General features: G+C 62.7%; 21 protein-coding genes. 4 read left to right on the forward strand and 17 right to left on the reverse strand.

The genetic code is table 11. The features are described from left to right. Nucleotide 1: 1 nt before the first annotated feature. The 8 genes from E2I15_RS12230 to E2I15_RS12265 all read right to left on the reverse strand — a co-directional run bounded on the left by E2I15_RS12230 (nucleotide 2) and on the right by E2I15_RS12265 (nucleotide 7,547). The gene (locus E2I15_RS12230) at nucleotides 2-742 is read right to left on the reverse strand and encodes an SDR family NAD(P)-dependent oxidoreductase (RefSeq protein ID WP_137479142.1); all 741 of its coding nucleotides are present in this window, start codon (nucleotides 740-742) and stop codon (nucleotides 2-4) included. After that, on the reverse strand, nucleotides 735-1,955 hold the full coding sequence (locus tag E2I15_RS12235; protein WP_137479143.1) for a CaiB/BaiF CoA transferase family protein: 1,221 nt from the start codon (nucleotides 1,953-1,955) through the stop codon (nucleotides 735-737). Before E2I15_RS12235 ends, E2I15_RS12230 begins: the two co-directional genes overlap by 8 nt. Before the next feature lie 47 nt (nucleotides 1,956-2,002). Beyond that, on the reverse strand, nucleotides 2,003-2,704 hold the full coding sequence (locus E2I15_RS12240) for an ABC transporter ATP-binding protein (RefSeq protein ID WP_137479144.1): 702 nt from the start codon (nucleotides 2,702-2,704) through the stop codon (nucleotides 2,003-2,005). After that, on the reverse strand, nucleotides 2,691-3,440 hold the full coding sequence (locus E2I15_RS12245) for an ABC transporter ATP-binding protein (RefSeq protein ID WP_137479145.1): 750 nt from the start codon (nucleotides 3,438-3,440) through the stop codon (nucleotides 2,691-2,693). Before E2I15_RS12245 ends, E2I15_RS12240 begins: the two co-directional genes overlap by 14 nt. Further along, nucleotides 3,437-4,435: a branched-chain amino acid ABC transporter permease gene (locus E2I15_RS12250; RefSeq protein ID WP_137479146.1), complete on the reverse strand. Its 999-nt coding sequence runs from the start codon at nucleotides 4,433-4,435 to the stop codon at nucleotides 3,437-3,439. The genes E2I15_RS12245 and E2I15_RS12250 overlap by 4 nt, the downstream gene beginning before the upstream one ends. After that, nucleotides 4,432-5,310, reverse strand: a complete 879-nt coding sequence (locus E2I15_RS12255) for a branched-chain amino acid ABC transporter permease (RefSeq protein ID WP_137479147.1) — start codon at nucleotides 5,308-5,310, stop codon at nucleotides 4,432-4,434. Before E2I15_RS12255 ends, E2I15_RS12250 begins: the two co-directional genes overlap by 4 nt. A gap of 25 nt (nucleotides 5,311-5,335) precedes the next feature. Further along, nucleotides 5,336-6,532 carry an ABC transporter substrate-binding protein gene (locus tag E2I15_RS12260; protein ID WP_246668085.1) on the reverse strand — a complete coding sequence of 399 codons (1,197 nt, stop codon included), beginning with the start codon at nucleotides 6,530-6,532 and terminating at the stop codon, nucleotides 5,336-5,338. A 139-nt stretch (nucleotides 6,533-6,671) separates the two neighbouring features. Then, the gene (locus E2I15_RS12265; RefSeq protein ID WP_137479148.1) at nucleotides 6,672-7,547 is read right to left on the reverse strand and encodes an AraC family transcriptional regulator; all 876 of its coding nucleotides are present in this window, start codon (nucleotides 7,545-7,547) and stop codon (nucleotides 6,672-6,674) included. 422 nt (nucleotides 7,548-7,969) lie between these two features. Between E2I15_RS12265 and E2I15_RS12270 the strand changes: the two genes are divergently transcribed. The 3 genes from E2I15_RS12270 to E2I15_RS12280 are packed head-to-tail and all read left to right on the forward strand — an operon-like array spanning nucleotide 7,970 to nucleotide 9,226. Further along, nucleotides 7,970-8,281 carry an ArsR/SmtB family transcription factor gene (locus E2I15_RS12270; protein WP_137479149.1) on the forward strand — a complete coding sequence of 104 codons (312 nt, stop codon included), beginning with the start codon at nucleotides 7,970-7,972 and terminating at the stop codon, nucleotides 8,279-8,281. Nucleotide 8,282: 1 nt separating this feature from the next. Then, the gene (locus tag E2I15_RS12275) at nucleotides 8,283-8,768 is read left to right on the forward strand and encodes an SRPBCC family protein (RefSeq protein WP_137479150.1); all 486 of its coding nucleotides are present in this window, start codon (nucleotides 8,283-8,285) and stop codon (nucleotides 8,766-8,768) included. 44 nt (nucleotides 8,769-8,812) lie between these two features. Then, nucleotides 8,813-9,226, forward strand: coding sequence for an MAPEG family protein (locus tag E2I15_RS12280; protein WP_137479151.1), 414 nt, complete (start codon nucleotides 8,813-8,815; stop codon nucleotides 9,224-9,226). Between the two features lie 311 nt (nucleotides 9,227-9,537). On the opposite strand, the gene E2I15_RS12285 is transcribed toward E2I15_RS12280, so the two are convergent. From E2I15_RS12285 to E2I15_RS12295, 3 genes are all read right to left on the reverse strand, one after another. After that, the gene (locus E2I15_RS12285) at nucleotides 9,538-9,978 is read right to left on the reverse strand and encodes an SRPBCC family protein (protein ID WP_137479152.1); all 441 of its coding nucleotides are present in this window, start codon (nucleotides 9,976-9,978) and stop codon (nucleotides 9,538-9,540) included. Between the two features lie 83 nt (nucleotides 9,979-10,061). Beyond that, nucleotides 10,062-11,615: a 4-hydroxyphenylacetate 3-hydroxylase family protein gene (locus E2I15_RS12290; RefSeq protein WP_137479153.1), complete on the reverse strand. Its 1,554-nt coding sequence runs from the start codon at nucleotides 11,613-11,615 to the stop codon at nucleotides 10,062-10,064. Nucleotides 11,616-11,681: 66 nt separating this feature from the next. Beyond that, nucleotides 11,682-12,908 carry an ABC transporter substrate-binding protein gene (locus E2I15_RS12295; protein WP_137479154.1) on the reverse strand — a complete coding sequence of 409 codons (1,227 nt, stop codon included), beginning with the start codon at nucleotides 12,906-12,908 and terminating at the stop codon, nucleotides 11,682-11,684. 244 nt (nucleotides 12,909-13,152) lie between these two features. On the opposite strand from E2I15_RS12295, the gene E2I15_RS12300 reads away from it, so the two are divergent. After that, on the forward strand, nucleotides 13,153-14,130 hold the full coding sequence (locus E2I15_RS12300; protein WP_246668086.1) for a winged helix-turn-helix transcriptional regulator: 978 nt from the start codon (nucleotides 13,153-13,155) through the stop codon (nucleotides 14,128-14,130). Between the two features lie 11 nt (nucleotides 14,131-14,141). Here the strand turns inward: E2I15_RS12300 and E2I15_RS12305 are convergent, their stop codons facing one another. From E2I15_RS12305 to E2I15_RS12330, 6 genes are read right to left on the reverse strand one after another with little or no spacing between them, the layout of a single operon-like run. Beyond that, nucleotides 14,142-15,686 (reverse strand): class I adenylate-forming enzyme family protein, encoded by a 1,545-nt coding sequence (locus tag E2I15_RS12305; protein WP_137479156.1) that lies wholly within the window; start codon nucleotides 15,684-15,686, stop codon nucleotides 14,142-14,144. Nucleotides 15,687-15,696: 10 nt separating this feature from the next. After that, nucleotides 15,697-16,446 carry an SDR family NAD(P)-dependent oxidoreductase gene (locus E2I15_RS12310; RefSeq protein ID WP_246668087.1) on the reverse strand — a complete coding sequence of 250 codons (750 nt, stop codon included), beginning with the start codon at nucleotides 16,444-16,446 and terminating at the stop codon, nucleotides 15,697-15,699. Then, on the reverse strand, nucleotides 16,446-18,836 hold the full coding sequence (locus E2I15_RS12315; protein WP_137479158.1) for a xanthine dehydrogenase family protein molybdopterin-binding subunit: 2,391 nt from the start codon (nucleotides 18,834-18,836) through the stop codon (nucleotides 16,446-16,448). Before E2I15_RS12315 ends, E2I15_RS12310 begins: the two co-directional genes overlap by 1 nt. Then, nucleotides 18,829-19,590 carry an N-acyl homoserine lactonase family protein gene (locus E2I15_RS12320; RefSeq protein ID WP_137479159.1) on the reverse strand — a complete coding sequence of 254 codons (762 nt, stop codon included), beginning with the start codon at nucleotides 19,588-19,590 and terminating at the stop codon, nucleotides 18,829-18,831. Before E2I15_RS12320 ends, E2I15_RS12315 begins: the two co-directional genes overlap by 8 nt. Beyond that, on the reverse strand, nucleotides 19,587-20,063 hold the full coding sequence (locus E2I15_RS12325) for a (2Fe-2S)-binding protein (RefSeq protein ID WP_481128104.1): 477 nt from the start codon (nucleotides 20,061-20,063) through the stop codon (nucleotides 19,587-19,589). The genes E2I15_RS12320 and E2I15_RS12325 overlap by 4 nt, the downstream gene beginning before the upstream one ends. A 10-nt stretch (nucleotides 20,064-20,073) precedes the next feature. Beyond that, nucleotides 20,074-20,934: an FAD binding domain-containing protein gene (locus E2I15_RS12330; protein WP_137479161.1), complete on the reverse strand. Its 861-nt coding sequence runs from the start codon at nucleotides 20,932-20,934 to the stop codon at nucleotides 20,074-20,076. Nucleotides 20,935-20,953: the final 19 nt, after the last annotated feature.

The raw sequence follows: 20,953 nt of genomic DNA on the forward strand, positions 1-20,953 counted from the left end.
GTCACCAGGCCTCCACGCTCGGCCGTAAGTCGAGCTCATGCGTCCAGCCATCGCGGCTCTGCTGATGGGCGAACCAATAAGCCTCAGCGATCGAGGATGTTCTGGTCAAGCTGTCAGGTTTGATGGTGGCGAGATCCACACCCGCAGCTTTCATGCGTTCGTGGATGGCCGCGCTATCGACGCCTGCGTCTATGATGAGGTGCATGACGTGAACGCCCTTCGGCCCAAGTTCACGGGCCATGGCCTGCGCAACGGCTCGCAGTCCAAATTTGGCTGCGGAGAACGCCGCAAAGCCCTTTCCGCCGCGCAGACTGGCGGTCGCCCCCGTAAACAGGATCGTACCGCGCCCGCGCGGGATCATGTGCCGTGCGGCTTCCCGGCCGACGAGAAATCCGGCGTAACAGGCGAGCTCCCAAGCTCTGGTGAAGAGCTTCTCGGTGGTTTCGAGCAACGGCTTGTTCACGTTTGATCCGGCATTGAACAGGCAGACCTCGATTGGTCCCACCTCCTGTTCCACTTTCGTGAACAGTCCTTGGACCGCCTCCTCGCTGCGCGCATCGACCGAGAAGGCCCGGAAGTCAGAGCCCTCACGCCTGAGCTCTTCGCCGAGTTGATCCGACTTCGCGGCATCCCGCCTCGCCACGCAGACGGCAAAGCCGCCCAGCGCGAAGCGCCTTGCGACGGCAGCTCCGATGGCGTCGCCTGCGCCCACCAGCAATGCAACTTTTTTTGCCTCAGGCATGTTCGTGCTCCTTTATGATCGCAACCCGTACGGCCTTGTCCGCGATCATTCTTTCGATCTCGGCATCGGAATATCCGAGCTCGGAAAGCACCTCGCGGCTGTGCTCGCCGATCCGCGGCGCCGGTCCGCCGATCGCGGATTGATTCAAAGAAAACTGGGCAGCTGGCTTCGGCTGCCGAACACGCCCAACGCCCGGTTGCTCGAACTCGGTAATGATGCCTCTGGCGACCACCTGCTCGTTCTCGACGATTTCCGACCGGCGCAGGATAGGCGCGCACGGCACATCAGCCGCGTCTAGCCGCTCGAGCCATTCTGCCGTGGTGCGCTGGCCGATATACTCCTGCATCTTGTTGATCCGCGCCGTGGCATTCAACGAGCGAGCGGTCGGCGTCGCGAAGCGCTCGTCCTTGACGAGTTCCGGATCGCCCGAGGCGTTGCAGAACCCCTGCCACTCCGAGTCCGAGATGGTGCCGCAGGTCAGGAAGCCGTCGAGCGTCTTGAAGACCAGATCGGGCCGGTCGTTGGGGTCGGCGGCGGTCTGCTCCTTGCCGACGACCGTGTACTGCATCATGCCCTCCGGCCAAAGGTAGGAGATCATGACATCCAGCATCGCGATCTGGATGTGATCCCCATGTCCCGATTTTTCCCGCGCATACAGAGCAGCGGCCACGGCCTGCGCGGTCATCACCGCTGTCGTCTTGTCACAGACGATTGTGCGGATCATCTGCGGCCGGTTGGTCACCGGCTGCGATTGGATGTCCGCGAAGCCGGACAGGCCCTGGACGATCGGGTCATAAACCCGCTTCTTGACGTAGGGGCCATGGTCCCCCACCCCGCTGATCGACACGTAGATCAAGCGGGGATGGCGCGTCCGCAGGTCGTCCGCGCCGAGGCCGAGCCGCTCCATGGTTCCCGGGCGGAAATTTTGTACCAGGACATCCGCTTGGGCGACCAGCCGCGCCAGGATGTCGCGCCCAGCGCCGGACTTGACATCGACGGAGAGCGAGCGCTTGCCTCGGTTGGAAGAGATGAACAGCGCGGAAAACTCGCCCGCCCGGTCAATGGTCGCCCGGCTGCGGCGCGTGATGTCGCCTCCGATCGGCTCGATCTTCAGGACATCGGCCCCCTGATCTGCGAGAAACATCGTCGCAAATGGCCCGGATACGACACCGGTCAGGTCCAGCACACGAACGCCGTTCAGTGGTCCCGGCATTGAACTCTCCTTTTTTGGCTTCAGAACTCTGTAAGTGCCTCGAATTGTCAGATGCTCAGATACGTGCGGCGCAGTGCTTCATCGGAATCCAGCGCAGCCATCGCTCCGGCGAATTGAACGCAACCCTGGCTCAGCACATAGGCTCGGCGCGCGAGCCGCAGTGCGAGCTGATAGTTCTGCTCGACCAGCAGAATGGGCGTGCCCTCGTCCCTGATCAGTTTAAGGACGTCGGCCAGATGGTCGACGATCACCGGCGCCAATCCTTCGCTCGGCTCATCCAGGATGAGAAGGTCGGGACCGCAAACAAGTGCCCGTCCGATCGCCAGCATCTGTTGCTCCCCGCCAGACAACTGGCCGCCGAGACTGCTGCGCCGCTCGGCGAGCCGCGGGAATAGCCCGTAGACATACTCCGCGGTCTTTCTCGACCGGCGACCGCGGGCCGCTTTCAGCGCCATGCCGAGGTGTTCATCGACCGTTACCGACGGAAAGATGCCGCGATCTTCCGGGACATAAGCAATGCCTGTCCGCGCAACCCGATAGGTCGGCAACCGCTCGATCCGGCGATCGCCAAACACCACTTTGCCCTTGCGTGACGGAACGAGGCCGACGATGGCCTTCAGGGTCGTGCTTTTCCCGGCCCCATTGCGGCCCAGAAGCGCCACACATTCGCGCGAGGCGACGCTAAGTGACACGCCCTGGACCACATGACTGTCGCCGTAATAGGCGTGGAGGTCTTCAACCTCTAGCATGACGGCGCCCCAGGTAAGCCTCGATGACTGCCGGATTCTCCTGAATCTCGCGACGGGTGCCTGTGGCCAGCACCTTGCCATAGCTGAGCACGGTGATGATGTCGCAGGTCGCAAAAACGACATCCATGTCGTGCTCGACCAGCAGGATCGTCAGCTCCTTCGGCAATCTATTGATAAGATCGATCAGCCGGGCCCGTTCTTGCGGCGAAGTCCCGGCCGCGGGTTCGTCCATGAGCAGGATCTTGGGATTCGCACACAGTGCCAGCGCCACCTCGAGCTGCCGCTTTTGGCCGTAGGAAAGATGTGTGACCGGTACCTCGAGGATGTCGGCCAGGTGCATCCGTTCTGCGGCCTGCCGGGCCTTCTCGAACAGACCTCCGAATTCTCGCTTCGAACGCCAGAAGACGCGGCGGCGCGGATCAAAGGCTTGGCAGGCGACCCTGAGATTCTCCATAACGGTCAGATTCTCAAGCAGCATGTTGCGCTGGAACGAGCGTGCAATGCCGGCTTGGGTTACTTTCTCCGGATGAGTTGCGACGACTTGCGCGTCAACCAGCACCTCACCGCTGGTCGGTGTCAGCCAACCGGTGATCAGGTTGAGGAAGGTGGTCTTTCCCGCGCCATTCGGCCCGATCACGGCGCGCCGCTGCCCTGGCGGTACCGCCAAATTGAGGTTCGAGATGACATCGAGCCCGCCAAACGCCTTGTGCAGATTTCTGACCTCGAGCGTGCTCATGGCCTGCTCCGAAAGGCCGATTTCAATGCCTCAACCACGCCATTGCGAAAGAACGCGACCACCAGCATGAAGAAAATCCCGAAGAACAGCATGTACTCGGTGGTAAGGACGCTGAGCCCCTGCTTCGCCAGGACGAAGACGGCCGCGCCAACCAGCGGACCAGCCACCGTCGTCGTACTGCCGATGATGACCATCAGGACGCCCTCGCCGCTCAATTGCCAGCTCATCGAATCCGGATTGATGAAGTAGGTATATTGAGACTGAAGGATGCCGGCGACGGCACAGGTGACGGCTGCAACAACGAAGGCGCCGATCTTGTAGCTGCTCACCGTGTACCCCATGGCTACCGCGCGTCGTTCGCTTTCGCGGATGGCGGCCAGGACGCTCCCGAACGGCGACTCCACGACCCGCCAAACGGCTGCGACGGCTAGAACCGTAACCACGAGAATGTAGTAGTAGAAGACCACCGGGCTATCGGCATTCAGCCCAAGGAAGCCAAGATCGGGGCGTGGGATGCCCGACATTCCGTCCGAACCGTTGGTCAACCGGAGCTTGATCGCGGCACCGTAGATCATCTGCGAAAACGCGAGCGTAATGAGCAGGAATTCGACGCCGCGGGTACGCGTGCAGACGGCGCCAATCCCGGCTGCCAGCAGCGCAACCAGAACCAGGGTCGCAGGGACCGATAGCCACAACGGCAGCCCGAGCACTGTCGTCCCGAGTCCGATGCCGTAGCCGCCGAGGCCCAGGAACATTCCCTGCCCCAACGAAACCAGCCCGGTGGTGCCGACAAGCAGGTTTATCCCCGAAGCAAATACTCCTGCGACCATGATCTCGATCGCCAGCGTTGTGGCGTAGGAGGTCGACAGCCAGGGAAGCGCCAGTGCGCCCAGAACGGCCGAAGCGGCCAGCACAAGCGTAGCTCGGCGGACTTGGGCCGCGGGAGAGATTCTGTCTGGCGCCGTCGTTTGAACGATGGTGACCTCGTCGCTCATGCCACGCGCTCCACATTGCGGAACATGCCCTGCGGGCGGACGATCATGACGCCAATCAAAAGGGCATAGATCGCGAACATCTCGACCTCGGGCAGATAGGCCTGCGACATCGCATTCGTCATCCCGACGATCAGCGACGCATAGAACGAGCCTCTGAGATTGCCCAGACCGCCAACCACCACCACGACAAACGTCTCGACCACAATGGTGATACCCATTTGCGAATAGACGCTGGTGAGCGGTGCAGCGATGACCCCAGCGAGGCCGGCCAGGGCCGCGCCGAGGCCGAAGACCACCGCAAACAGCGCGTTGATGTTCACGCCCAACGCGGTCACCATCGCGCGGTCGTCGACACCGGCGCGCAGCGTTGCCCCGAGCAGCGTCCGGTCGAAGACGAAGGTCACCCCGGTGGCGACCGCGAGTCCGACGCCGATAATGAACAGGCGGTAGACCGGGTAGGAAATACCAAGCAGGCTAACATGGCCCGCCAGCACCGGCGGAGTCGGAACGGCAAGAAAAGCGGACCCGAACAACCATTCAACGGCCCCGGCCGTCGCGAACAGCAGGCCGAACGTGAGCAGCGCGAGATCAAGATGGGTGGATCGACCACGTTCCGCGAGCGGCTGCAAAAGCATCGACTGGAGGACGGCACCCAGCACAAGCGGCAACAGCGGCCCCAGCAGCAACGCGAGCCAGAATGAGCCCGTGGCATTTGCAACGACAACGCCGCAATAGGCCCCCAGCGTGAAAAACGCACCGTGCGCGAGATTCAGGATGTTCATCAAACCGAAAATCAAGGTGAGGCCCACGGCAAGAAGGTACACCAGCATACTGAGCTGGAGGCCATTCAGTACCTGTGTCAGGAACACCTGCATTTGGCTGCGCTTTCTTGCAGTCGGTTCAGAACGACTTCGTGCATCCCGGCAGATCCTCGGCGCCCGCGAACTCGTCCACATATGTCGGCAGGAGATTGCCTGCCGAATCCTTCTTGATCTTCACGACGTAGACTTTCTCAAGCAGCGCGCTATTGCTCGCATTGAAGCGGAGCTTTCCCCGCGGGGACTCGAAGACAAGGCTTCGCATCGTCGCGATGAACTGAGATTTGTCCGCCGGCATCCTGCCGCCCAGCTTCTCCAGGGTGAGCATGATGGCCTTTCCGTTGTCGTAGCCGAGTTCGGCATTGACTTCCGGATCCTGGTTGAACATCTCGCGGTATCTCGCGACGAACTTTTCGTTCGCCTCGTTCTTGGCGGTCGAGAGGTAGGTTGTGATGAATTCCGGCCCAACGATCAGATCGCCAAGAGCCGACCAGTTGAGCTGGTCGTATATCCAGTGATCGCCCACCAGCGGGAGCTTCTCGCGCAAACCGAAGTCGGCATGTTGCTTGACCAGCTGGACTGCCTCAGCACCGGCGTAGAACGAGTAGATGATTTGCGCGCCCGAATTGCTCGCCTGGGTCAGCGCTGCGCCCCAATCCTTGGTTTTCTGGAACGGCGTCCAGATTTCCTGCACGACCTTGCCACCTGCTTCCTGAAAACCGCGCTTGAACGCATCAAGGAAAGAGTGTCCTGCGGAGTAGTCGGGTCCCATGACAACGGCGGTACGGATGCCGTGGGTCGCCCAGTACTTGCCCGAGTTATACTGAAACCCGTTGGCGCTGAACGAGGTGCGGGCCACGTAAGGGCTACAGAACTTGGCTGTGATCTCGTCCGCGAAAGTGTTCACGAGAACCAGCGGCGTTGCCGCCTTATCTGCCAATCCCGAAACCGCGATGCCAACGCTCGAGCTGACCACACCCGCGACCAGGTCGACCTTCTCAAGTTGAATCAGGCGATTGAACTGCTGAACGCCCACGTTCGGTGTCAATTCGTCATCGGCCCGAATAACTTCAATGCGTCGACCTCCGACACTGTTTCCGTACTCGGCGAGAGCGACCTGGAAGCCTCGATCGATTCCTTCGCTTGGAACCGCGTAAACCCCCTTGTACGGAAGCATGAGGCCGATCTTCAGGGGAGGCAGATCCGCGGCAAGCGCGACCTGCGACGCAGGCCCCGCGGCAAACAGCATTGAAGCCACCAAAACGCCTGTACGCTTCATCCGCGTCCTCCTGCAGCTCATCTCCCGTGTTGCCCGTCTTCTGCGGGCTGCCACGTCCGAGCTCTACAAGGACAAGTGAAGCAATACTTCCGTCAGAGTGCCGCCATTTGCCAAAAAGCGCCGCAAAGGGACCTCGTGCTTAGGACAGCCGGCTTCGGCGAAACGCCGATGGAGTCATTCCCGTTGCACGTCGGAAACTGGTGGAAAAGTGCTGTGAATGACTGAAGCCGGATGCGCAGGCAATGCTCGTAAGATCTGCGTCCGAGCCTGTCAGCCGCTGCTTGGCGTCTTCTATTCGCAGATTGAGCACGTGACGGTGCGGGGTTGTCCCCGTGCTTTCCTGGAAGGCTCGGAGGAAGTGGCGCTTGCTCAGCCCGGCAACGCCACTCAAATCCTCCAGCGAAATGGGCTCCGACAGACGAACCCTGATATACTCATCCAGTTGCGCCAAAACCCGCGCGCTCAGGCCGCCACGCGACACGATCTTTTCCGCGCCGGCGATCTGGGTGACCCGCGCCAAATGGGCCAAGGCCTGGGCACCCCATCCCTCAGCAAAAAGTTCAAACACATTGTCCGGCGCCAAAGCTTCCCGGCAAAGCTCTTCCAGGCCCCTCGTCAACTGCTCGTGGGCAAAGCCCACCAGCGGACGATCGATGTTGGCCTTGAGGCGGCCATGCACGAACTCCGGATCGAGAAATACGACGACGTAGTCGAGCGACGGGCCGACGCTCCATTGACCTTGGATCTCCATACCGGCCGGAAACAGCGCGAGATTAGCTCTTCCGCTGAAACGATGGACGGCATTGCATCCGTCGATCATACCTTTGAGATTCTCGGCGCCACGTCGAAACCAGAACAGCGTGACCTCTGGCTGCCGGAAGTGCCACTCCATCTTTGGCCGTGAAACCCGACGCAGAACCTCGATCCGCATGGCATCGGTGTTGGTGATCTTCGACGAAACGAGATCACCCCCGACCAACCGCACGAATGAATTGGGCGCATGAAACGCGGTCATGCCTTCCTCCCTTTCGACGCGTCCTTCTTTGGGATCGCTACGCCGACGTCAGTTCCAATATAGAATGCACAAAATCACTCACTAATCCAGTTATTTATCAGCACGCACGTCCCCTCGACAAATCTAAACCTCCGAAACACGGAAGGGACAGCGCTTGATCAAAAACACTGGCGAGGTGGACGCCGGTTTCGTGACACGCCCGCGCAATATTTTTTCAGGCGGACCCAAGCGCGCTCTGTCAGCCCTACCCCCGCAGTCAAAGGAGGGACCATCGACCCAGGGCTGTTCGCGCGTGCAATTCAGCCCCGTTTGACCGGATAATCAGTGTATGCTAATCATTAGTGACAGCTTATAACATTCCAAAGAATGCAGTTTGGCGATGGACAAGGCCTCTCCCCGATTGCCGGCATCAGAGCTTAGCCATGGTCAAAGATAATGCGCAGCTTGCCGCTCTGGGGGATCCCACGCGAAGGCGAATATTCGAACTCGTGGGAACGCGGCCTCGCACTGTCGCTGAAATCACTCGAGAACTAACTGTCTCCCAATCAGCCGTCTCCCAACACCTCAAGGTTCTGCGCGTATCTCGTCTGGTGCGTGCCGAGCCGAAAGGTGCCAGCAACGTCTATCACATTGATCCAGTCGGGCTCGGCCAGATGCGCGCCTGGCTCGACCGGTTCTGGAGCAACACGCTGGCGGCCTACAAGGTAGCTGTCGAGAAATCACGAGCGGACTAACATGAGCAGACACATATCGGCCGCCCCTATCAAACAATCTATCGTGGTTGATGCCCCTATCGAGCGTGCGTTCAAGGTTTTCACTGAAGATTTCGGCAGCTTCAAGCCGCGCGAGCACAATCTGCTCTCTGTTCCCATAGCAGAGACGGTGTTCGAGCCACGTGTGGGCGGTCACATTTATGATCGAGGTGTCGATGGCAGCGAGTGCCGCTGGGCGCGAGTGTTGGCTTTTGAGCCGCCTAATCGCGTGCTTCTGAGCTGGGACATCAGCCCGCGTTGGCTACTCGAAACCAATCCCGACAAGACCAGTGAGTGGGAGGTGCGGTTCATCGCCGAGACGCAAAACCGTACCCGCCTGGAGCTTGAGCATCGTCACCTCGAACGCCATGGCGAAGGTTGGGAAGGCGTGCGCGAAGGCATCAAGGGCGAACAGGGCTGGCGGCTCTATCTGAAAAGGTTCGCCGAGCGGATCGCCAGCGAGCCATGATGCTCGCCTTCCCCATGCGCCCCTATCATAATGCGGAGGCCCTTATGGCAGCCTATTCTTTTAGTGTGATCGGAGTGCTTGTCCTCTGCCTCGTTTCCATTTTGCTGGCGATTCATTCAGGATCGTCCAAAGGCAGAGCGGGCGTCCTCTCCGGACCTGTCCTGCCGGCCGACGACGAAAACTTGCTATACCGGATTGATCGCGTGCACATGAACGTGGTGGAGGCGCTGCCACCTTTTGTCGTGCCAGCACTGTTGGCCATGATGGTGGGAGTCAGACCAAGTATACTTGCGGCCCTCGTATGGATCTACGTTGCGATTCGTCTGATACACGTTGTGGTCTATTTGCGCGGCGGCAAAGCTGCCAAAGGCGGCAGCGTCAGAACCATTCTCTATGTTTCGGGAGCGCTCGTAACTGTTATTCTCATTGCTACGACCACCGTCGCAGCTATCCGTTGAAATAAACAGTGCGGCTACTGAGATCGCGACAAATTTGGCTACTTGCTCTCCCCGCATTCGTCCCGCTGTCCGCTTTTCGCCAAGAGCCGCCTCCCCTCCACCCAAGATGGGCCAGCCAAGCTGTGCATCACGCGGGCTGGTATTGGTCGGCGTATACGGCGTGTCGGCGGAGCGCTCTCAAAATTGGTGACTTCCACACCATTGTATCGCGGTTGGAGTTCCATCCTGCTTGCGACAGGTGAGTACAGTGGCACATTGCATCGTACATAAAGGTCACATGGCGCATTCAAGCTGCCGCTAACCTACCCTCGCTAAAGCGCTCGCGCAAAATTGGCGAAGAACTCGTCGGCAAGCTTCTTGGCCGTTCCGTTGATCAGGCGCTGGCCGAGCTGCGCCAGCTTGCCGCCGATCTGTGCTTCGACGCTGTAGCTCAGGAGCGTGCCGCCGTCCTTGTCGGCCAGCGCGACCGTGGCACCGCCCTTCGCGAAACCTGCAACGCCGCCCTCGCCTTCGCCCGATATCCTGTAGCCGTTCGGCGGATCGAGATCGCTCAAGGCGACCCTGCCCTTGAAGCGCGCGGAGACCGGCCCGACCTTCATCCTCGCAACGGCGCGAAAGCCGCCGTCTTCGGTCGGCTCCAGCTCCTCGCAACCCGGGATGCAGACTTTCAGAACGGACGGATCATTCAGCTTCGCCCAGACCACTTCGCGCGGCGCCGCAAGCTCGATCTCGCCCATCATCGTCATCGCCATCGAAGTGTCTCCAAGGTTCGTCGGGCTCCGGCGTCTCCTTCAACGATGACGCCTCGAAGCTGGGATGTAACGGCGGCAGCGGGTCATTCCGCGACGGGCGCGAATACCCGCGCCATGTAGGTCGACAGGTCATCCACGATCTCGGCGCGCGACGCGGCGGCCACACCGGCCAGCGACTTCGCAAGTTCCTTCTTGAAATCGAGCTGCATCGATCGGGCGATCTGGATGCGCTGCGCCTGCGGCGATCCGGCGCCGTGCATGGATTCCGTCAGATAGCCGACGGCATTGCGGCCGAGCGTCATATTCTCGACCAGGCGTAGGATGCGGATCCTGTCCTCGGTCGCGATCTCCGGCCGTCCCTTGAGATATTTCTCGACGATCGGTCCGATGGTGTCGTGCCGCAGCTCCCGCTCCGACGGCAGCGTCACCATCAATCCACCGGCGAGATCCTGCGCCAGCCGCCCGATCTCATAGGGGATTTTCGTTACGTGATGCTTGCAGACGTTCGCGAGCATCTCGTCCGGCAGGTACGCTCCGGATTTCATCGCGATGCCCTGATGGCTCGCGGCGATGCCGGCGCCGTAGATCGTCTCGTTGAGATGGGTCATCTCGACCAGTTTGTCACGGACTTGCGAGGCGCGCTCGACGCCGTTGTAGTCCGCAATCGTCGCCGCGGCGCCGATCAGGACGTCGCCGACGCCGGTCTTGCAGACATAGCTGCGGCGATGATAGCAGGTGAAGCGTTCGACCAGCGTGGCGGCGAATTCGAACTCGCCGTCGAGGAAGACGAGCTCACGCGGAATGAACACGTTGTCGAACACGATCATCGCCTCCTGGCCGGAAAAGCGCGCGTTGCCGGCGTCGATGTCGCCGCCTTCGGCGCTGCGGGTGTCGCAGGATTGCCGGCCGTAGATGTAGGTGATGCCCTCGGCGTCAACGGGGATCGCGCCGACGACGGCGTAGTCCCTGTCGGCCGCCTCCAGCCTCATGGTCGGCATCACGATCAGCCAATGCGAATTCAGGCAGCCGGTCTGATGCGCCTTTGCGCCGCTGACGTAGACGCCTTCGGACGTGCGGCGCACGACGTGAAGGAAGAGATCCGGATCGGCCTGCTGCGACGGCGACCTGCCGCGATCGCCCTTCACGTCCGTCATCGCGCCGCCGATGACCAGGTTGGCGCTCTGCACGCGCGCAAGGAACCGCTCGAACCGGGCGTGGTAATCGGTCTCGTACTTCCGGTCCAGATCGTGTGTCACGGAATGCAACGCGTTAAGCGCGTCCATGCCAACGCAGCGCTGGAAGCAGGTGCCGGTCAGTTGCCCGAGCCGGCGCTGCATCTTGTTCTGCATGACGAGGTCGCCGGCACTGCCGGAGATGTGAAGGAAGCGGTTCACGCGCCCGCCCGTGAGCGGCGAGACGGCCGACGCAAGTTCGGGCTCCTCGTTGGCGAGATCGTAGGTCTCCGCAACTGCGTTGATCGACGGCCTGATAATGGGATGCTCGACCGGTTCCGCGACCAATTCGCCCATCAGATAAACCTTGAGCTTCCGGCCCCTCAGACTCTCGATGTACTCGGCACCGGACCGGATCGGATTCCGCGACGGAGCCGAGCCCGCTGTTAAGACGTCCTGATCCATCTCGATGCCTCCATTGGTGCGGGCCCGCGATGCGACCGCATCCGGGCCCTGTGTCGTCGACCTGCGTCAATCCTTCTTGACCAGCGGGCAGGCGCTGTTCTTGAGCGGACGGAACGCCTGGTCGCCGGGGATCACTTCGCGAAGCTTGTAGAAATCCCAGTCGGCCTTGGATTCGGACGGCTTCTTGACCTCGTAGACGTACATGTCGTGCACCATGCGCCCGTCCTCGCGGATCCGTCCGCCCTTGGCGAAGAAATCGTTGATCGGAAGCTCGCGCATCTTGCTCATCACCGCCTGGGCCTCGTCGGTGCCCGCGGCTTCGATCGCCTTGAGGTAGTGCATGGTCGACGAATAGTCGCCGGCGTCGCCCATGTGCGGCATCCGCTTCATGCGTTCGTAGAAGCGCTTGGACCAGGCTCGGGTTTCATCGTCGCGGTCCCAGTAGAACGCATTGGTGAGAACCAGCCCCTGCGCGGCCGAGAGCCCCAGGCTCTTGACGTCGGTGATCCAGACCAGCAGCCCGGCGAGAGTCTGGCCGCCATCCGGGATGCCAAATTCGTGCGCCGATTTGATCGAGTTCACCAGCACGTTGCCGGAGCCGGCCAGCCCCACGACCTGCGCTTTCGAGGACTGCGCTTGCAGCAGGAACGAGGACTGGTCGAACGCGTCAGGCGGATAACGGGTCGCCCCGACAACCTCGCCGCCCAACGACTTGACGACCGCCGAGGTGTCGGCTTCGAGCGCGTGCCCGAACGCGTAGTCTGCCGTCAGGAAGTACCACGACTTCTTGCCTGCCTTGGCCAGCGCAGCGCCGGTCCCGCGCGCGAGCGCGTAGGTGTCGTAGGCATAATGAATGCTGTTGGGCGTACATGCATCTCCCGTCAGACGCGACGACCCGGAGCCGTTGATGATGGCGATCCGGCTCTTCTCCTTCGCGAGACCGGACACGGTGAGCGCGATCGAGGAATTGATGAGGTTGGCGATCATGTCGACACGGTCCACGTCGAACCATTTTCGCGCCAGCGCCGAGGCGGTATCGGGCTTGTTCTGGTGATCGGCGACGAGGACCTCGATCGGCTTTCCGAGCACCTTGCCGCCGAAATCCTCGACGGCCATCTTGACCGCCGTCACTGCGCCTTCGCCGGATTCGTGGGAGAATTGTCCCGACATATCCGTGAGCACGCCGATCTTCACGACGTCGTCCGAGATGCGCGCGGTCTGCGCGTCCGCCGCATTGTCGAACATCAGGATCGCCGCTGTCGCAACCAGGACGCTTCGAATATTCAGCTTCATGTCACTTCTCCCCAGGGTTGCTCGGCTTGCGCGTTCGCGCTCTTATCACTAGCATAACTAGACCAATGTTACTTGCATAACTAGACTTATTTTTCCAACGAGTCAACGGCACCGTTGTGCTAGTGGTGCGCAACCTTCGAAGGCCGCCGTCACGCGGCCGCGTGAACGGACTGATTTGAAAATGCCTGCCGCCGCCAAGATCCAGACGACGAAACCATCTGCGAAGCCGCGGGCCGCAGAGCCCGTGGCCCGGAAAGTCGACGCGCGGACCGAGCGCAACTGTTCGGTCGCGCGCACCCTGGACATCGTTTCGGACGCGTGGGCGTTCCTGATTATTCGCGAGGCATTCTTCGGGACGCAGACGTTCGAAGCGTTCCGCTCGGCGCTGGGTATCCCGCGGGCCACGCTGACCGATCGGCTGAGGAAGCTGACCCAGCTCGCCATCTTCCGTCAGGTCGCGCCCGGATCATCCCTGCGCAAGGAATACCGCCTGACCAAAATGGGGTTTGATCTCTATCCGAGCTTCATCGCGCTCATGCAATTCGGCGACCGCTGGCTGTCCAAGGGCAAGCCTCCTCCGCTGACGCTGATCCATGCGACATGCGGCTGCGACAGCCATCCGGTCGTCACCTGCTCCCATTGCGGCGAGAGCGTCGGCGCGCGCGACGCGAAATATCGCGACGGCCCCGGTGCAGGACGCTGCCCCGCCAAGCCGGGCCGCAACACCAGGCGGGCTTCCGACGGAAGCCAATTCGTCCGCGGCCGCCCGAGCTCGGTGTCGCGCGCGCTCGAGATCATCGGCGACAAATGGAGCTTCATGGTCGTCCGCGAGGGCTTCTTCGGCAATCGCCGCTACGACAAGATTTTGAACGAGCTCGCGATCGCGCCGAACATCCTCACCGACCGGCTCAACCGCCTGGTCGCCAGCGGCGTCTTCCAGCGACGGCAATATCAGCGCTCGCCGGATCGCTACGAATACCTTCTCACCGACATGGGACGCGATCTCTACGGTCCGTTCATCGCGATGCTGAGGTGGGGCGACCGCTGGCTCTCCAAGGGCAAGCCGCCGCTGATCCTGACCCATCTCAAGTGCGGACACGACTTCGAGCCTTCGGTGGACTGCGATCGCTGCCACAAGCCGATCGTCGCCGCCGATATGCGCTACCGACTGGCGTACGATCCAAAATCGTTCGGTGCCTCGGCGCCGCGGTCGGTCGACTGAGCGGTCTCGACCTACGACGCCTGGCTCAGCATTTCGACCAGCTTGAAGCGCATGATCTTCCCCGAGCCGGTCCGCGGAATTTCGCCGACAAGATGGGTCGCCTCGGGAATCTTGTAGGCCGACAGTTGCGCCCGGCAGTGATCCATCAGCGAAGCGACGTCCAACCCGTTCTCCTTTGCCACGACGAACAGGCAAGGCACCTCTCCCAGCGTCGCGTGCTTCAAGCCGACGACGGCGCAATCCCTGACCTGGGGATGCCGAACCACGACCTCCTCGATCTCGGCGGGCGCGATGTTCTGGCCGCCGCGGATGATCAACTCCTTGATCCTTCCCGTGATGGTCAGGTAGCCAGCCGGATCAGACTTTGCGAGATCACCGGTGTGATACCAGCCCTTGCGCAGCGCCGACGCCGTCTCCGCCGGCTTGTTGTGGTAGCCCTGCATCAGGTTCGGGCCGCGGACGATCAACTCGCCTTCCTCGCCGATCGGTACGTCCTCGGCCGACGAAGGATCGACGATGCGCACGGCAAGACCCGGCACCGGCAGGCCGCACGAGCCCATCGGCCTCGCGCCGTGCAGCCAGTTCATCGTCACCATGGTCGAGGTTTCGGTAATGCCGTACCCGTCGAGCAGCCGGATCGAAAAGCGCTCCTCGAACGCCCTGTTCAGGGTCGCGGGCATGATTGCGCCGGCGGAGATGCAAAGACGGAGTCCACCGAGGCGTTCGACGCCGCTCTCCTGCGCGCGGAGCAGGAGATAGTGGAACATCGTCGGCACGCCCGGAAGAACCGAATACGTTCCAGTCCGCAGCAGATCGAGCGCCTGTTGCGGGGAAAACTTCTCCATGATGCGTTGGCTCGCGCCCACGGCGAGCACGCCGAGCACGGACAGATTGAGGCCGTAGGAGTGGAACAGCGGCAACGGCGACAGCACGATGTCCTTCTCGCTCAGTTCCGCGATCGGCGCCCAGCACGAGGCGGCGATCCACAACATGCCGCGCAGCGAGAGCAGCACGCCCTTCGCCCGCCCGGTCGTTCCGGACGTGTAGATGATGAAGGACGAACGGTCGATGTCGTCGGGATCGGAGGGCGACGCGGGACCAGTGGATGCGAGCGCCTCCAGTGAGACGCCCGCCCTCTCTGTGTCCGGACCCGCGAAGATCGAGATCGGCGCGATCGCAGCATCACGGCAGACCTTGTCGATCAGATCCTTCCGCGTGGCCGTCGTGAGGACGTATCCGCAAGCCGCGTCGGTCAGGCGATAGCTGATCTCGCCTTCTGCCGCATCATAGCTGATGGGAACCACGACCGCGCCGGCGCGCAACGCGGCAAAGCATGCTTCGATCCAATCCACGCCGTTCGGCAGATAGATTGCAATCCTATCGCCGTCTCGCAGACCAGCCCTGGTCAGGTTGGCCGCGATCGAAGCAGTCCGCCGGGCGAGGTCCGCGTAAGTGACCGATCGCGACGAGTCCCAATACGCGACCTTGTCGGGACGCTGTGTCGCGTGGCGTTCGAGCAGTGTCGAGACGGGTGCGATCAGATCGACGTGAAGCATGCCTGCCTCCCTAGACCATGCTGTATCCGCCGTTGACGCTGATCACCTGCCCGGTGATCCAGCTTCCGGCATTGGAGGCCAGCAGCGTGACCAGCGGAGCGACATCGGACGGCAGGCCAAGCCGCCGGATCGCGTAGGCCTTGACCAGCTTGTCGCGGTTCGCATCGACCCAGGTCTTGTCGTGCGCGGTTTCGATCAGGCCGAGCGAGATCGAGTTGGCGGTCACGCCCGAACGCCCCCATTCGCGCGCCAGCGACTTCATCAGCGCGATCGTTCCCGCGCGCGCCGCGGCCGCGAGCGCCAGCCCGGATTCGCCGACCCTCGAGGAGTCGCCCATGATCGAGATGATCCGTCCGCGGCCCGACGCCTCCAGCAGCGGGCCCGCGCTGTGGCAGCAATTCAGCGCGCCGTAGAGGCAGGTATCGATCTGCTTTTTCCAATCCTCGGGCGTGCTCTCGCTGAAGCGTTTGCGGAACACCAGGCCGGCGTTGTTTACCAGAATGTCGAGGCCACCGAAGTCGCTCTTGATATCCGCGACCATCTTCCTGACGATATCCGCGTCCGCGATGTCGGCCTGATAGGCCTTCGCCCGGCCGCCGGCCTTCTCGATCTCGGAGATCACCGCTTCCGCCTCGGCCTTCGAGCTGTGGTAGTTCACCGCAACGCTTGCACCACGTTCAGCGAGCATCGTGGCGATGGCTGCACCCACGTCTCGTCCACCGCCCGTCACCAGCGCGACGCGTCCTTTCAAGTCACTCATCAGCTCTTCCTCTTGATTTTAGCTAGTTCCATTAGCCTGAAGATGCGCTCCGGCGTCATCGGAAGGATCGAGACGCCGATGTCGAGTGGCGACAGCGCGTCGGCAATCGCGTTCGCGATCGCAGCGGGCGCGCCGATCGTTCCCCCCTCGCCCATGCCCCGGAAGCCGCCGGCAACGGCGGATTCGCTCTCGACATGGACGACGTCCATGACCGGCACTTCGGGCGCGGACGGGATCATGTAGTCGACGAGACTCGCGGTCAGCAGTTGGCCGTCCTCGTCGTAGATCAGTTCCTCGAACAGCGCCGCGCCGATGCCTTGCGCCACCCCGCCATGCACCTGGCCATCGACGATCATCGGGTTGATGATCCGGCCGCAGTCTTCGGCGACGACGAATTTAAGGATCCGCACGAAGCATGTCGCCGGATCGATCTCGACGGCGGCGATGTGGGTGGCGGCCGCGGTCGTTCCGTTGACCGGATCGTAGGTATAGGTCGCGCTCAGCTCCTCGCGCGCCTCGACGGGCAGCGTCTTCATGTCGGAATAGACCGCCTTAGCGATCTGTTTGAAGCTCACCGCGCGATCGGTGCCGAGCACGACGGCCTGGCCCTCGGTGACCTCGATGTCGTTAGCGTTGGCTTCGAGCAGATGCGAGGCGACCCGCTTGATCTTCTCCCGCAGGATTTTCGAAGCGTGCTTCGCCGCGCCGCCGCCGAGCACGGCGCTGCGGCTGGCGTAGGTTCCGGTCGACATCGGGACTTCGTCGCTGTCGCCCTGGATCACGCGCACATCCTCGAACCGGGCGCCGAGATCGTCGGCGACGATCTGGGCCAGCGTAGTCTCAAGCCCCTGGCCGTGGGACGCGACACCGAATGCCGCGGTGATGGCGCCCGTCGAGTCGATCGTGATCTTCGCCGTTTCCGAGCCGGTGTTGATCGGCATGCCCGGCGCCACCGCGATCCGGGACCCGATGCCGGTCAGCTCGGCATAGGATGCAATGCCGATGCCGAACAGTCGCCCCTGCGTGCGCGCTTCGGCCTGCTCCTTGCGCAGCCGGTCGTAACCGGCCGCTTCGGCGGCGGCATCCAGGCACTCGATGAAGCCTGCCTTGTCCCAGATGATGCCGGACGCGATCCGGTACGGAAACTCCTCGGCCCGGACCAGATTGCGCCGCCTGATCTCCAGCGGATCGATCCCGAGCGCCGCCGCGCCGAGATCCATCAGACGCTCGGCGACGAAGGTCGAGATCGGCCGGCCGACACCCCGATAGGGACCGGTCGGCGGCTTGCAGGTCGCGACGCCGCGCACGGCGCCCCTGTAGGATCCGATCTTGTAGGGCCCCGGCAGAAAGCTCGCGACCTGCACGGGCTCCAGGCCACAGGTCCAGGGATAGATCGAGTAGGCGCCGACGTCCCCGATCACGTCAGCCTGCAGCGACGTCGCGATGCCGTTGGCGTCGAACCCCATCTCCGCATCGACGATCTCGGCGAAGGCCTGGCTGCTGCTGCTCACGTCCTCAAGCCGGTCCGCCGTCCACTTGACCGACCGGCGCAGTTTTCGGGCGGCGATGCAGATCAGAAGCTCTTCCGGATAAAGCGAGCCCTTCGAACCAAAACTCCCGCCCACGTCAGGCGCGACCACCCGCATGCGGTGTCCCGGGACACCCAGCGATTCCGAGACGGCGTCGCGAACGATGCCGGGAATGTTCGACGAAGTGTAGAGCGTGATGGCATCGCGGCCCTTGTCGTACTCCGCCACGTAGCTGCGCGGCTCCATGGCCAGCGGCGCCTTGCGCGTCATTTCAAAGCGCCCGCCCACCCTGACCGTCGCGGCCGCGAGATCGGCTGTGACGTCGCCCTTCCTGAATTCGCGCGCGATCAGGACATTGGTGCCGGCCGCTTCGTGCAGGAGCGGAGCGTTATCGGCGAGCGCCAGTTCGGCGCAGGCGAGCGCGCCGAGCGGTTCATAGTCGACGTCAATCAGGTCGAGCGCGTCCTCGGCAAGGTAGCGCGAGGTGGCGATGACAGCGACCACGGCCTCGCCGACGTAGCGGACTTTCCCGGACGCCAGCGGCAGGATCGGAGTCGCGTAGTAGTTCGGCATCCGGGAGAATGGAACGACCGGCTTGAAGTCGTCGGCGATGTCCTCCGCGGCAAATACGGCGACCACGCCCGGCGCCATCCGCGCGTCGGCGGCGTCGATCCGCACGATCCGCGCGTGAGGCTGACCGCTGCGCAGGAACGCGAGATGCAACAGCCGATCCGGTTTCCGGTCGGCCGTATACTCTCCATTGCCGGTCAGAAGACGCGGGTCCTCGGTGCGCTTAATCGGCGCACCGACGTTCCGCGGCCTCACGACATCGGAGGGACTTACGCGCCAGTCGCTACTCATAGCCCTCGGATCCCTTGCGCAGGCCTTGCCATTGCGTGTCGTCGTGGCCGCAGACCACGGTGGCGCCGCTGTTCTTGAACCGGCGAACCTCCGCATAGGTCTTCAACTGAAGGTCGACGTTCCAGGTGTTGCGCGGCGGCGTGTCGGTGTCGAGATGCAGCCGCAGGCTGACCGAGTCGGACGCCAGCAGAAACTGGCCATCGCGATCGAGGCTGACGAGCGCGCCGACGATCCCCGGCGTGTGGCCCGGCAGTGGCAGCAGCACGACGCTGGAATCGCCGAACAGATCCTTCTCTCCATGCAGCGCATCGATCGGCTGCCCGTAGTCCCAATCGTTCCTGAGATAGCCGGCCGCTTCCGCGTTCGGAGCCTGCGCGGCTTCGATCTCCTTCGCGTGCGCCAGGATCGTCGCCTTCCTGAAGAACTGGTTGCAGCCGCAATGATCGGGATGGAAGTGCGAGTTGACGACAATGTCGATGTCATCAGGCCCGAGCCCGGTGCATGCCAGGCTCGGCAGCAAGATTTCCTCCGCGCTCATCAGCGGCTTCATGACCTTGGCGAGCGGTCCCCAACGCTCCTCTGCATGGTCGACCGCCGCGGGATGACAGCCGGTGTCGAACAGCACATTGCCCTGCTTGTGCCGGATCAGCGCGCTGCTGACAGGAAGGTCGATGGTTTCGCTGCGAGCGGCGCCCGGCACGTAGATGCTCTTCTTCATGCGGACGCGGCCGGCGGGGAGAAAATTGAGCTTCATGACGCTTTCTCCGTGCGCTTGGCCGCGGCGCTTCTGATCGCCGCGACGATGTTCTGATATCCGGTGCAGCGGCAGAGATTCCCGGAGAGCCCCTCGCGAATGTCTTCATCGGTCGCGAGCGGATATTTCCGGAGCAGATCTTCGCCGGTCATCAGCATGCCGGGCGTGCAGAAGCCGCACTGCAGCCCGTGATGCTCTCGGAATTCGGCCTGCAGCATATTGAGCTCATGGGGTGATCCGAGTCCTTCGACCGTGACGATCTCGGCGCCGTTGGCCTGGACCGCCAGCATCAGGCAGGCGCGCACGCTGTCGCCGTTGACCAGCACCGTACAGGCGCCGCACACGCCATGCTCGCATCCGACATGGGTCCCGGTCAGTCCGAGCCGGTCGCGCAGGAAGTCGGAAAGCAGCATGCGCGGTTCGACATCAGAGACGTCGTATGTCTCGCCGTTCACGGTCACAGATACGTGCATCGTCATCGGATCAGCCCTTCATGGCCAATGCGGTCCGCAACGCGCGCCTGGCGAGTTGCGCGAGCAGATGCTTGCGGTAATCGGCCGACGCATGCAGATCGTCGTTCGGGGCGACCAGCGAGACGACAATCTCCGCGAAACGATCCGGCGTCGTGTCGTCGAGCGCCATCGCAACGAGCTCGTCCTCAGCCTCCCTCAGCCGCCGCGGCGTGTCGGCCACACCCATCACCGCGACGCGCGCGGCCTCCAACCTGGCCGGTCCGCGGCGGACCGAGACGGCGATGCTCGCGAGCGCGAAGTCGCCGAAGCGCCGCGCGACTTCCTCGAACGCCCAGCCATCCTGCTTCAGGACCGGGAATTCGACCTCGACCACAATCTCCTCGGGCTCCAGACAATTCGTCAGGGCGTCGACGAAGAAGTTTCCTGCCGCGATCGTCCTGCGGCCCGACGGCCCCTGCACCGAGATTTCAGCCTCGTAGAACGTCGCGAGCATCGGCAGCTCGGCGGCGGGATCGGCATGCGACAGACTGCCGCCGATGGTGCCGCGATTGCGGATCGCCAGATGCGCGACGTGGCGCATCGCCGCCGACATCACCGGCAGTTTGGACGCGATCAGCAGCGAATGCTCCAGCTCACGATGGCGGGCCAGCGCGCCGATAGCGATACGGTCACCGCGGTCTTCGATGTACGACAATCCATCGATGCCGTTGAGATCGACGAGCACGGCGGGACGAGCCATCCGGAAGTTCAGCAGCGGCAGCAGGCTCTGACCGCCGGCCAGCACCTTGCCCTCGCCGTTCGACGCAACCAGCGCCGCGATGGCGGCGTCGATCGTCGACGGTGAAACGTATTCGAACTGCGCAGGCTTCATCCGATGCCCTCCAGGGCTG

The sequence above is a fragment of the Bradyrhizobium sp. BR2003 genome (assembly GCF_009720285.1).
In the GTDB taxonomy this organism is placed as follows: domain Bacteria; phylum Pseudomonadota; class Alphaproteobacteria; order Rhizobiales; family Xanthobacteraceae; genus Bradyrhizobium; species Bradyrhizobium elkanii.